We start from the raw sequence: 13826 nt of genomic DNA on the forward strand, positions 1-13826 counted from the left end.
TCATGGTCTGGTCATTTAATCTCAGAATAACGTAGTATAATTGGGTTAATCGCATTTAAACGCAAGATAAAATACCTAACCCCAGAACAAGTTTATAAACAATTCAGCTATCACTCCAAGACAATCGCTTGTGGGGGCTGACAAGGAAAAAATAGCCGAAAAACAAAATATTTATGAGCCAAATAGTAGCCAATGTGATTCAATAGAAGTATAATAACAAGAGACGTACTGAGTCTAGACCATGAAACTCAAAGTTAAAAATCAGTTAACCGTTACGAGAATCGCCATTTTAGGGACTAAAAAACTAAATACGTGGAAATCTAACCAACTTGATTTAATTGCTTTGCGTTTAGGACAACTACGCTCTGACTTGTGGAATGAGTTCGGCTCGTTAAAGGCTTGGGGTATTTCTAAATTTGAAATAGACAAACAGCTACGCACATCTAAAGACAAATACCAATTACCTGCTAAGTTATGGGATTCAACCCTTTATGATGTAATTGATAATATCCATTTGGTTCAGGCTGCTTGCATCGAAAAAGTGATGAAATCCCTAGGTCAATCGTTCCAATCCTTTCAGTCTAAAAAAGGGGTTTTACAACTTACATTAGAAAGTCGTGAATGGTTGAAACACCCCAAGCTTTGCACCTTAGTTAGAAAGTTCTGGTATCGAGGTAACACAAAAGTTTGTAACCAAATTATTGTCAAGGCTTTTGATACTAAATTAGATAATAAAGGCGTGGTATGGCTGCGTTTTGGTGGACTCACAAAGGGTAAAAATCTGAAGTTGCCAACGACTTTAGCGACAGAAGTAAAATGTCAGTTAAGGCTAATCAAACGTAATGGTAGATGGGAAATACATTACACAACCGATATTCAAAAAGCCGAAAAAAAGACCAAAGGTAAAATAATTGGCTGTGACAGAGGTTATACAGAAGTTTATGCTACATCATCTAACGATGGTGCTAGATTTTTGGGTAATAATTTCGGTAAAATCCAAACAGAAGAAACTGATTACAGAACAGCGAAACAAGTTAAACGCAACAAAATCAAATCAGTTTTTGACAAGTCTATTGCCAAAGGGAACAGTGCCAAAGCTGATAGAATCAGACGGAATAACCTCGGTAAAATCAAGTGGAACAACCGAGAAACATCATTTCAAGGTAGGATTCAAACAATAGTTTTTACGGCTACATATCACTTGATGACTGATGCAATCAAGGTAGCTTTTGAAGATCTGACGGAAGCAATAAAAAGCAAAAAGCCCTTGCGAAAACGCATGAAGAGAAATGTTTCTTCATGGTGCAAGGGGGTAGTTGCGGATGCTCTCAAACAAGTTTCAACCCGTGTAGGTTGCACGGTTGTTAGTGTTAATAGTGCATATACGTCACAACTTGACTCCAGATTTGCTACCTTAACGGGTAGTAGAAATGGTGACAAGTTTACCGGACATGATGGGGTCGTAATGCACTCAGATACTAATGCTGCTGACAATATTCTAGCAAGAATGAGTGATGTTGAAATCACTCGATACATGAAACATTCCGATGTGAAGAAAATCTTGTTAGAAAGAAGTCAGAAGTTTCGGGATTCCTTGATGGAAACCGAAGCGATAACGGGCAAGGATAAGCCCCAGACTCTAGAACAAATAAGGTAATTTTACGAGTCAGGTCAATCAGAGAGCGAACTATCAGCAATTGACACTGTTTGACCAAGGTTTAACTACGTTAGTTGTGTATCCCATATTTATAAACTAGCTAACCAAAATGAAATCGCTACTACTGAGGGTGATCCCTGAATTACCTAAATCAGCAAACTTAAACACTTCCGTTGAACTGATCAGGTTGCCATTTCGGTTATAGAATATACTTCGAGTCCCTTGACTAAAGACAATAGGAGCATTACTAGCATCTACTGAGGCATTATTGGGGACAACGGCAAAGCCAGTGAAAGCTTGCCCCACAGCATTAGTAATGGCGGAAAATGTGGTTTTACTTAATACAATCTGATCTTGTCCAGCTTCAAACTGGGTAATATAGTCAGTACCTAAAGCACTACTAAAGACACCACTGCTTTGAAATAGATATTTATCATTACCATCTCCTCCAGTCAGGGTATCATTACCAACTCCTCCCCAAAGTGTATCATTACCAACTCCTCCCCAAAGTGTATCATTACCATTGAGTCCTGACAGGATGTTATTGCCACTATTACCTTGGAGGATGTTATTACCTGCATTACCCGTACCATTTATAGCCGTTGTTCCTGTTAAGGTGAGGTTTTCAACGTTGGTCGGTAAGGTAGTGGTGACAGAGGCTGTGAGAGTATCGCTGATAGTTGTAGTGACGCTGGTTCGAGTCCCCAAGTTGGCATTTGTGGGAGATGTAAGGGTGAGGGTAAAAGTTTCATTTACTTCATTTATAGAATCATTCAGAATGGGTATGTTAATTGATTGACTGGTAACACCGCTATTAAAAGTCAAAGTCCCTGTGGTGGTGGTATAGTCTAAACCCGCTGTAGCTGTACCGTTAACAGTGGTATAGTTGACTGTAATAACTCTGGTATCGGATCTGGAGAGAGTAACAGTGTAAGTGACGTTTTGAGGGTTGGTGTTACCTTCAACAATGGTTTGATTAGCACTGAGGTTAATCACAGGTACATCATCATTAACGATAGTTCCCGTGACGGCTGTAGTTGTGCCAATGGTGTAACCTGTTCCCGCAGCTAAGGTTAGGGCTACAGTTTCATCATTTTCAACGATTGTATCCGCTGTAGGGTCAATAGTTAAAGTAGCTGTACTTGCACCAGCCGCAAAGGTAATAGTTCCCGATGTAGCAGTAAAATTTCCTGTACCTATTCTGGTATAATCTGTATTGAAGGTAGCTGTACCAGCAACGTTATAGTTGGCTGTGAGGGCGGCACTTAAGTCACCATTGCGACTAAAGGTGTAAATAAGGTTATTTGTCCCGTCTTCAGAGACGCTAGTAGGAGATAAAGCTAGGGTAATTGTTGGTAAAACTGTGGCAGTAAACTGATAATCTATAAACTCACCAAATAGATTTGTAGCCCGAACTGTAATCTGTGAACTACCGGTTTGGTTAGGAAGATAATCCAGAAACAGTTGTTTATTACTAATACTGGGAGTGACTAAGGTAGGTTTGGAGTTGTTAACTATAGAAAATCTCAGTTCATCTTCTTGAGTAATTGTAATACTACTGAAACGAATAAAATTTGTATCACTAATTGCAGCTTGCGTCAGGGGAAGATTAGTAAACGCTCCACCAGCATTATAAGTCCTAACGGCAGCGATCGCATCTATTGTGGTTAAATCACTAGCACCAAGAGCTTGACCAAAAACTGTAAAACCACCATTTTGATTATTGAGATTGCTGGAATTATCCGCTAGGTTAAAAAACCATTGATTTGTGGCACTATTAGGATTATTACCTAATTTTGCCATAGCGATCGTTCCCCGCAAATTTGAGCGTTGTGTACTAAACTCATTCTGTACAGGCGCATTAGATGGAATCGTTGTTAATGTGGAATTATTATAAGTATACCCCCCACCTTGGACGATAAAACTGGGAATAGAACGGTGAATAAAAGAATTAGTATAACTGCCAGTATTAACATAACTTTGGAAATTTTGCACAGTCAAGGGTGCGCCAGTTCCAGTTTGGTCAAATAGTACAACATTAATGATGCCGTTGCCAATGGTTCCCGTTGATGTATTGGCTAAGTTAAAACGAGCAACTTTCCCTGTTGTCAAAGGATCATCAAAGTAATTACTTAAATTCAGGGTGGTATCTGGTGCATTAATATTGACAACTACGTTTAAGATAGGATTAGTAACAATAGGATCAGGAAGGTTGTTAGTAGTCATGGTTTTTCCTTAGTATTACACATTTATCCGTGATCTTGACAGGAACATTATACCCCTTTTCGCCAAGAAATAAAACAGAGGAAATAAAAAAATGATTAAGAACCACAAATAGTTGCAAATAATATGGAAATGGAAAATAGGCATTTGCCCAAATTATACAACAAGTCTACCATTTTAAATTAGCCTCCCCAGCCCACTGGAAGTCAATTTTCAGGCTAATAATCCAAAGTTAACTAAAGTGGGGTAAAAACTTTGTCCAGTCGGATAAAAGTAATTTTTTGCATACTTCTTGCTATATCATACTAGACGGTCTAGTCTAGATTTTAGATATGAAAACAGATTAATCATTTAGGCTGCTACTATGTCTCAAATTGCGCCAACACCTCCAGAGGATTTTACTAATATTTCTATACCACCATCTCAACAGCAAAAGGGTAAAAAACTAATTCCTTTGTTTTTAGGGTTACTGGTGGTCGGGAGTGGTATTGGTTATGTACTGTGGCGAAATAATCCAAAATTGTCAGCAAATATACTTAAACTAACTGGCAGAATTGAAGGTTATGAAACTGAAATTGGGATTAAGCGTTCTGGTAGAATTGAGTCAATTAAAGTGCGAGAAGGGGCTTATGTCAAAAAAGGACAAGTATTAATTAAGTTAGATGATAGTAACGACCAATTGTTACGAGAACAATTACGAGGGACGGAAGCACGGATAATATCTGCACAATCTGATGAACAACAGGTAATGGCAGATTTGAATAGAGTCCGCAGTGAGTTTGAGCAAATTGATAGTCAAATTAGCGAAGCAAAGCTAAATTTACAGCAATCTCAAGGGGATACGATTGGACGAATTGAACAGGCAAAAGCTAATGTATCAGCGGCTAAAGCTCAATTAATACAAGTACAAGCTCAGGCAAAACAAGCAGCAGCAGAAGTAAAATTAGCGAGAATGAACAGCGATCGCTATAAACAGCTTATCGAAGAAGGTGCTATTAATCGCCAACAATTTGATCAATCACAAACTACATTAGATACAGCCATGGCTACTCTAGAAGCCAGACAAGCGGCCGTAAATGCAGCAAAAGAACAATTAAGTGCAGTTCAAGGGGCATTAATCCAAACAAAAACTACAGGCTTAAATCCTGATATTCGCAACGCCCAGTTAACAGCATTAAACAGAAAAAAAGACCAGATTTTTGCTCAAATACAATCTGCTCAGGCTAAAGTTAGATCCGCTCATGGTAAAGTCAAAGATGCCTTAGCATCAAAACAGCAAATCCTCACTCAAATAGAAGATTCTCAAAGAGATTTGAATGTGATTAGTCCTTTAGATGGAGTTATAACTGCTCGCAGTGTTGAACCGGGTGCAATAGTTAGTAATCAGACTAAAATTTTAACAATAGTTGATCCCCAAAATATATATCTACGGGGTTTTATTCCTGAAGGTGATATTGGTAAAGTACGATTAGGACAAACTACTAAAATCTTCCTTGATTCTGCACCAGAAAAACCCCTCAATGGTAAAGTTATTGCTATTGACCCTCAAGCCTCTTTTACTCCAGAAAATATTTACTTTCAAAAAGATCGCGTGCGACAAGTAATAGGAGTTCGCATTCAAGTCGAAAATCCTCAAGGCTGTTTTAATCCTGACAATCCTTACAAAGAATCAGATTTACCCTGTGCTAAAATTGGTATGCCAGCAGATGCGGAAATTAAGTTACAGGAAAAGAAATGAAAGTTTAAAATATTTTCTGCATAAGTCATGGGGGGAGTTAAGAATGACTAATTATCAATTACCAATCACTAAGCAAACAGAAGCTATTAAAGTTAGTAATTTACATAAACATTATGGTAAATTAGCCGCAATTAAAGGAATTAATTTCACTGTTAACAAGGGGGAAATGTTTGGTTTAATTGGTCCTGACGGTGCGGGTAAAACTACGACATTTCACATTTTAGGTGGTGTAATGGAAGGGACTGCGGGGGAAGTTTTAGTATTTGGTCAACCCGCACGAAATTCGCGGTTAATGACGGGATATTTAACACAACAATTTTCTCTATATTTGGATTTAAGTATTGATGAAAATTTGCGTTATGCGGGGGGGTTGCGACAAGTTGATGATGATTTATTATGGGAACGCAGCCATAAATATTTAACATTAATGAGTTTAGAAAAATTTGGCAATCGTTTGGCTGGTGAATTATCAGGAGGTATGAAACAAAAGCTGGCCTTATGTTGTGCTTTAGTGTCTCAACCGCAGGTTTTATTATTAGATGAACCGACTACGGGAGTTGACCCAGTTTCTCGACGAGAATTTTGGGATGTATTAGCAGAATTATCTGCCCAGGGGATGACAATTGTGGTGGCTACGCCCTATCTAGATGAGGCTGAACGCTGTCATCTTGTGGCTTTAATGTATAATGGTCAAATTCATGAAATTGGCACTCCAGCGGCTTTAAGAACCAATTTAGGTTTACATCGTTTGCAGGTAAAAACTACAAATTTGGAAGTCAGCGAGAAAATTCTTTTCCAGAATTTAGACACAAATATATCATATACAAATATAGTTGATATTCAAACTTTCGGCGATCGCTTAGATGTTTTAGTCGAAGATATAAGTATGGGGGAAAATCAAGTCAATGAACTACTAAAAGCATATAATCCCCATATTGAACCTAATGAACCTACTTTAGAAAATGTCTTTGTTACTCGTCTGCGACAACAGGGTTCTGCACCAAAATTTTTAGAATTTCCCCGTTATCGTGGTGGAAATAAAAGTAAAGAAATAAATGAGAATATCAATAGAGAAAAAACTTCTTCCCAATTACCATTTTCACAAATTGCTATTTATGCAAATAATCTTAACCGTGTATTTGGTAAATTTCCAGCAGTTAAAAGTGTGAATATTGAAGTACGTTATGGGGAAATATTCGGACTTTTAGGAGCAAATGGCGCAGGAAAAACCACCACAATTAAAATGTTATGTGGATTATTAGAACCTAGTGGTGGAGAAATTTCTTTAGGTGGAGAAACCGGAAATTTGCGAAGTCCAGAATTAAGAAAACGTATTGGTTATATGAGTCAAAAATTCACCCTTTATGACGATTTAACAATTCTGCAAAATCTAGAATTTTATAGTGGTGTTTATAGCGTTCCCCGCAAACATAGAAGAGAAAAAATTGATTGGGTAATATCTACCTGCGGGTTAGAAGGAAGGGAAAATATGTTAACGGGACAATTACCAGGAGGTTGGAAACAAAGAGTTGCTTTTGGTGCTTCAGTCATGCACGAACCTGATATTTTATTTTTAGATGAACCAACATCAGGAGTAGACCCTTTAGCGCGTCGTCAATTTTGGAAACTAATCAATGATTTTGCGCGAAATGGGACAGCAATTTTAGTTACAACCCATTATTTAGAAGAAGCAGAACAATGTAACCGCATGAGTTTTATGGTAGCTGGAGAAATCGCTGCGGAAGGTTCACCCAGTTTTATCAAAGCTTCCCAACCAGGACAACTGATAGAAATAATTGTTAATCAAAATCAGGCTGCTTCCCAACTATTAAAACAGAAATTTGCTGCTTGGAGAGTTTCAATCTTTGCTAATAGTTTACATATTGTTCTCGACAACCCAGAAATAGAAATTCCCCAAGTAATACAGCTTTTAAAATCCGCAAACCTGATAATTGAATCTCTTCGTCCTATTCCTTTCTCCCTAGAAGATGCCTTTATTGGTATAGTACAAAGAGTACAAAAAGTAGAAAATAGCTGACAAGTAAACTAACACAATTTCCCAACACAACTTCTAAAATTTTGGATTTTACTTCGTTTTACCAAACCTACAATTTTTAATCTCCAAAATTATGAAAAGAATTATTTCCCAATGTATTAAAGAATTATCTCAATTTAAACGTGATAAATTGACATTAGCATTAGCATTTTTATTACCATTCATGACATTGTTAATCTTCGGTTTTGCTACCAGATTAGAAAGTCAAAATATTCCCTTAGTTGTCCAGGATTTTGACCATACAAACCTAAGCAATAGCTATATTGAAAAATTATATGCTACCAATCAATTTATTCCCAAAGAATGGTCAGGAGGAGACCCAGCGCGAGATGCTATTGATAGAGGTATTGCTAAAGTAGCGGTAATTATTCCTTCCCAATTTAGTCGAGATATTAAAGCTAATAAACCTACCACAGTGCAAGTTTTAATTGATGCCACAGATGTTAATAATGCCCGTGTAATTAGAGGAAGTATTCAAAGAGTTACTAATTTCTTTATGCAGGAAGAAAAACTTTTACCAGCTACTAAAATAATTACCGCTAGAATCCGTTTATGGTTTAATCCTGGTAGATTAGAATCATTATATATTGTTCCCGGAGTATATGGTGTAATCCTGTGGATTTTTCCATCTTTACTAACAGCAATTGCCATGGTAAGAGAGAAAGAAAAAGCGACAATTTTACAAGTTTATGCTTCTAGTATTAGTGCCACAGAATTGTTATTAGGTAAAGGTATGGCTTATCTATTAATTGCCATAACTGAAGCATTAGTTGTGATAGGATTAGGGGGAATTATTTTTAAATTAAGCGTAGTTAATAACCCAATCACTTTATTATTAGGAACTCTGATATTTCTGATAGATAGTGTGATGTTTGGTTTACTAGTTGGGGTACGTAGTAATAACCAAAATTCCGCTGTTCAAATTATTTCTTTAGTCGGGTTTATTACCTCTTTATTATTGTCTGGTTTTATCTATCCTCTCAACAATATTCCTTTTCCCCTGTCACTTGTCACTAATGTAGTTCCTGCTCGTTATTATATTAATATTACTCGTGATGCTTTTCTGCGTGGTACAGGTTGGCCAGGGGTTTGGTTTGATTTTCTCATGTTAACAGTTTTAGGTTTGATATTTTTTAATGTCTCCCGTCGAATTTTAAGTAAGATGCAAATTAGTAATTAGTCAGTTGTCAGTTGTTCGACTATTACCTATTACCTATTACCTATTACCTGTTTTATGAAATTTATTCTTCCATTCTTTGATCATCCATTTTGGGCATTAGTGCGGAAAGAAATTAATCAAATTTTACGCAATAAACAATTAATTATTTTGTTAATAGTCCCTCCAACAGTCCAATTATTACTTTATGGATTTGCACTTAATCCTGATGTCCAAAATTTGAAATTAGGTGTGATTGATTATGCTCATGTTGCTGATAGTCGAGAACTAATTTCTGCCATGACTTCCAATCGAATTTTTACTTTAGAATCTGTACCCAATAGCGAAAAAGATTTAAGTCAACAAGTAGAAAAAGGAAAGTTAAATGTAGGGGTGATAATTCCTCCTGAGTTTCCGCGTAAATTAGCACAGAAATCGGCAGAAATTCAAGTTTTTATTGATGCGGTAAATGCCAATACAGCGGGTATTGCTGCTAATTACATGAATCAAATTGTCCAACAATACAATCTGAGTTTGGAACCAGGTAAACGCAGTCCTCCCGTATCATCTCAAGTCGTATTTCTTTACAATCCTGGACTTATAAGTAGTTGGTTTTTTGTACCGGGAGTCATGGGTTTAGTGTTAACATTAATCGGTACATTAGTTTCCGCAGTCACTGTTGTACGCGAGAAAGATACGGGAACTTTGGAACAATTGTTAATGACTCCAGCGGCCAATTGGCAAATATTGTTATCAAAAATTGTCCCTTTGGTTTTTTTACTCATGGGAGATGTGATGTTAGCTTTAACCTTGGGAACTGTGGTATTTAATTTACCATTTCAGGGCAGTTTTTTATTATTTATTTCCTTATCAAGTATGTATGTATTTGTGGGAATTAGTTTAGGAATTATGTTAGCGACTATTTGCCGTTCTCAACAGCAAGTATTACTCACATCTTTCTTTATTAATTTACCAATTGTGCAGACATCTGGGGCAATTGCTCCTATTGAAGCTATGCCTACTTTTTTCCAGGTTCTATCTTTACTAAATCCTCTTCGTCATTATATTACTATTGTGCGGGGTATTTTACTCAAAGGGGTTGGTTTAGATGTGCTATGGATTCATGTTTTAGCATTACTTGGTTTTGCTGTGGTGTTGTTGAGTATTAGTGTGAGTAAGTTTCGGAATCAGTTGAGTTAATGAAGCAGTGTAACATTTAAATCCCTATGCTGAGTTACAAACTATTGGTTCGGGTTGGTTTGGGAGGCAATTCACTGGCAATTTGTAGGATATACTCCGTATTTGCTTAAAATTGTGACTTTTTATGAAAACAAAAGGTAATTTATGAGCTATGATCACCATCAATATTCAGAACTTTAGGTCGGTGAGTATGTCAAGTTAATTCTCAATACCTAACCTATATTCTCCTAAAATATAAAATGATAAGCGTTAATAAATATTATGCGTGTAGTAGCTCTTGTACCTGGTTCAATTGATAACCAAATTCTTTTCTTTGCCACTCTTGATGATCTGAAGCGTTATTATCCTCACTCACAGATAGATGTCGTTGTAGAACCTAAGTCAAAGGCTGCTTACCGGGTAAGCAAGTCTGTTCACGATGTATTAACTTTTGATTATAAAGATCGTAATAGTCTAGCTGATTGGGGTAACTTCGTTGGTATGATACGCGATCGAGAGTATGATGTTGCTATTATTGTAGGACAAAGTTGGTTTGTAAGTTTCTTGATGTGGTTAACAGGAATTACCATGCGTATTGGCTACCAAGGCCAAGGTGCGGTTTTTCTGACTCACCGAATTGCGCCAAATCTATCCCAATATGTGGCCAGGATGTACCATGACTTATTGAAACCTTTAAAGATTGATACTGATTGTCCAACATTATCTGTAAATGTACCTAAAATAGATATTGAATGGGCGCAAGGTGAACAAAAACGATTAGGAGTAACTGAAACAGGTTTTATCCTCATTAATGGTGGTGGAACTAGTTTAGATACAACTTATCCGGGAGAAAATTGGCGACAAATTATTGAAGCTTGTCAACAAAAACAACCGGATTTACCCATTGTGGTTATTAAAGAAGCCAATAATGAGCCTTTAGTCAAATCACTTCTAGAAAGTTGTGACAATATTAAAGTTACTTCCCCCGAAGATATTGGCAAGTTAACTGCTATAATTGCCGGCGCTAGTTTAATGTTATCTGTGGAAAACAGCTTACTCCAACTAAGCGTAGCAGTAGAAACATATACAATTGCCTTGCTTAATTCTACGGAATCATTAAAATTATTACCCACAAGTGAAAAAGTCTTGACTATCACCTCACATACTGGGAAAGTAGCGGATATTTCACCCCAAATAGTATTAGAAAAAATTTGGGGAGGTTGAATATTATCAATTATGGGTTTTGGATTTGGGATTTGAGATTCAAAATCCCAAACCACCAATTTTATCAAAGAGATGTCTAATAAGTGTTATCAGCGCTGCATAATGGGAGTAGGAATTATCTTTCGCACCAAATAGCAAAGGAGCAAAGTTTGAGATTTTGATTTTGTCTTTTTGATTTTGTCTTTAAGAATTACCTTTTTCAATCATCTCAAAGAAAGCATCATCTAATTCATAACCCAGAACTTGTGCTAAAGATTTCAGTCGAGATGGACTAACAATATCTTGTTTGTGCAACCAATCACTTAAAATAAATATCTTCTGCATCAAGAATATTTCTAAGGCTTCTGGGTTATATTGGATACCTTCTTTGGAGCTAAACTGATGAGGTACTAACATGGCCGCATAACGAGCTAATTCTCCAGCTTTCCAGTCTAGTAAAAATGGCAACCACGGATATTTAGCATCGAGACGGACAAACCACAGTCTGACCTCTGGAATTTCCGATAGTTCTCTTGGATCATTTGCAACTCGTTCATAATTAATTTCTAAACGCAGTTGCTGTTCATGGGAGGAAATGTTTCCTGCTTGGAGTAATGGTTCAATCACCATTAAAGCAGGTGACAGATCCAAATTATAAATGGAGTCGTTGTTGAGGATGATTGTGATGGTCATAACTGTTTATTTTCTGGCTCAACAGTGGTGAAAATCCAGATTAGCAGCTTTTTACCCCTTTGAGATGGACATTTACAGGAATTTTCCCCGCAAATTCTCAGGAGAACAATAATCACGCCAAAGATCTTGCCAACTTTGATATTATATGGCCAATGAGCGATCGCCTTTTACAATTGTTATTAATTGATCCAGATCCAATTTTCCGTTTAGGACTAAAGGTGACATTGGAAACTATTCCCAATTTACAAGTCATAGCAGATGTTCCCTCAGATACTTCTGCTTTAAAAGTTATAGCGGAAATATTGGCCGTTAATTCTCAGCAAATTCACTTGATAATCTTAGCATTAAATAATGAGCATTTAGGGTGGCAATTCTGTAGACAACTAAAAACTTTATATCCTTATATACCTATATTACTTCTAACTAGCACATCTCAACCGGAACTAATTATATCTGCCAAAGCGATAGGAATAAATGGCTATTGTCCTAAAGGGGTCTCAATTTCTCAATTAGTCCCCATTCTTGAGCAGGTAGCCAATGGGGGTTATTATTGGTTTGAAGATAGAAAAATGTCTAATTTTACCTCATCTTCCCTACCAGGTAAGTTGCGAAATCACTTACAAAGTTCGGGAATTAACTATATTGATGATACTTTATATCAAGTTACAGAACAATTAAAATTACCGGGAATAACCCTATTAAATAAAGCAATTTTAGCAGGACAAAGACGGGAACTTTTAGCGGCTCGTTGGCTTATTAGTAATTTATTAAAATTACCACACAAAAGGCAGAATTTACCACCAGAAAACCCTATTAATCAAGTAATTATCAAATCCGAGACACAACCTTTAATAAATATACCACCTGTAGTGAGTTCTCAACAATTGCAATCTGAATTATTAACATTATGTTTAAATAAACTAAAATTTCCTTTAGAAAATATCACGGACACACCTTTAGAAATTGATATTCTCCAAGAAGATAAAAAGCGAGAACTACTTTATATTATCCTCCAGAAATTTTTTCAGCAGTTGGATGAAATTCGGACTTTTAATTTTAATAAAAATCAAATATTTAATTTAAAAGAGCAGATTTTACTAGATTTATGGCAATTTAGTATCACAGAATTTTTTGGTAATTACTACCGTATTAGTTTGGATAAACAAGAGATAAACCTAGTTAAATTCTTATTAGATAAAACCACAGATTTACAAAAAGAAATAATTAATAAAGTCCCTTTTTTCTTGGATTTTTTATCTTATCTGCTACTATTCACAGATTTATATATTGATAATACTTGTTGTCCCTTTGGTAGTAAAGAAGCTCAATCTCAAGCATTATTAATTTTAGAAAATTTATTGATTCATATAGCTAATAATGTAATTCAACCATTATTAAATTATTTAGCAGACGTTGAAACAATCAAACAAAACTTTTATCACAGACAAATGATTTCTACTAGAGAAATTGAAAGATTTAGAAATAACTTATCTTGGAAATATAGATTAAATCAATATATAACTGAAGCTCAAAAAATTTTTGAAAGTCGTTATGAGTTATTTGTTTTTGCACCTCGTGGTATTGCTAAAATATCAATTTATGCTCCTCGTAACCAAGAATTAGCGGAACTTTCTGGTATTCCTCTAGGAGTGACATTAATGCTAGAATTTCGAGATGCTATTGCTCCACGTTTACAATCATTATTAGGGTTTTTAGGAACTGGAATTGTTTTCGTGCTGACCCAAGTTATTGGCCGGAGTTTAGGTTTGGTTGGGAGGGGTATTTTACAAGGAATTGGTAGCGTTTCTTTCACAGAAAAAGGACAACGGAAAAATAAAAATAGAGAATAAGCTGAAAAATACAGCAGTTCCCGATCTTATGAAGTACAAATATTAATAATAAAACTCTTGTGGTGCGGGCA

The 13826-nt window shown here is 36.1% G+C and carries 9 protein-coding genes; 7 read left to right on the forward strand and 2 right to left on the reverse strand.

Annotated elements, in window-relative coordinates; all coding sequences use genetic code 11:
• The first annotated feature begins 241 nt into the window (after positions 1–241).
• On the forward strand, positions 242–1657 hold the full coding sequence (locus tag H6F39_RS10840; protein WP_190396688.1) for an addiction module component: 1416 nt from the start codon (positions 242–244) through the stop codon (positions 1655–1657).
• A gap of 96 nt (positions 1658–1753) precedes the next feature.
• On the opposite strand, the gene H6F39_RS10845 is transcribed toward H6F39_RS10840, so the two are convergent.
• The gene (locus tag H6F39_RS10845; protein WP_190372683.1) at positions 1754–3883 is read right to left on the reverse strand and encodes a peptidylprolyl isomerase; all 2130 of its coding nucleotides are present in this window, start codon (positions 3881–3883) and stop codon (positions 1754–1756) included.
• 361 nt (positions 3884–4244) lie between these two features.
• Between H6F39_RS10845 and H6F39_RS10850 the strand changes: the two genes are divergently transcribed.
• The 5 genes from H6F39_RS10850 to H6F39_RS10870 all read left to right on the forward strand — a co-directional run bounded on the left by H6F39_RS10850 (position 4245) and on the right by H6F39_RS10870 (position 11233).
• Complete coding sequence (locus H6F39_RS10850; RefSeq protein ID WP_190396689.1) at positions 4245–5618, forward strand: HlyD family secretion protein; 1374 nt, start codon at positions 4245–4247, stop codon at positions 5616–5618.
• Between the two features lie 43 nt (positions 5619–5661).
• The gene (locus H6F39_RS10855) at positions 5662–7656 is read left to right on the forward strand and encodes an ATP-binding cassette domain-containing protein (protein ID WP_190396690.1); all 1995 of its coding nucleotides are present in this window, start codon (positions 5662–5664) and stop codon (positions 7654–7656) included.
• Between the two features lie 91 nt (positions 7657–7747).
• Entirely contained in the window at positions 7748–8854 is a 1107-nt protein-coding gene (locus tag H6F39_RS10860; protein ID WP_190372685.1) for an ABC transporter permease, read from the forward strand.
• A 54-nt stretch (positions 8855–8908) separates the two neighbouring features.
• On the forward strand, positions 8909–10030 hold the full coding sequence (locus H6F39_RS10865; RefSeq protein WP_137908778.1) for an ABC transporter permease: 1122 nt from the start codon (positions 8909–8911) through the stop codon (positions 10028–10030).
• A 261-nt stretch (positions 10031–10291) separates the two neighbouring features.
• Positions 10292–11233 (forward strand): glycosyltransferase family 9 protein, encoded by a 942-nt coding sequence (locus H6F39_RS10870; protein WP_190396691.1) that lies wholly within the window; start codon positions 10292–10294, stop codon positions 11231–11233.
• 183 nt (positions 11234–11416) lie between these two features.
• On the opposite strand, the gene H6F39_RS10875 is transcribed toward H6F39_RS10870, so the two are convergent.
• Positions 11417–11905 carry a CRR6 family NdhI maturation factor gene (locus tag H6F39_RS10875; RefSeq protein WP_190396692.1) on the reverse strand — a complete coding sequence of 163 codons (489 nt, stop codon included), beginning with the start codon at positions 11903–11905 and terminating at the stop codon, positions 11417–11419.
• Positions 11906–12057: 152 nt separating this feature from the next.
• On the opposite strand from H6F39_RS10875, the gene H6F39_RS10880 reads away from it, so the two are divergent.
• Positions 12058–13755, forward strand: coding sequence for a DUF3685 domain-containing protein (locus tag H6F39_RS10880; RefSeq protein ID WP_190396709.1), 1698 nt, complete (start codon positions 12058–12060; stop codon positions 13753–13755).
• Positions 13756–13826 lie beyond the last annotated feature (71 nt).

Origin of the sequence: Dolichospermum sp. FACHB-1250 (assembly GCF_014696335.1) — a bacterium.
Taxonomy (GTDB): domain Bacteria; phylum Cyanobacteriota; class Cyanobacteriia; order Cyanobacteriales; family Nostocaceae; genus Dolichospermum; species Dolichospermum planctonicum.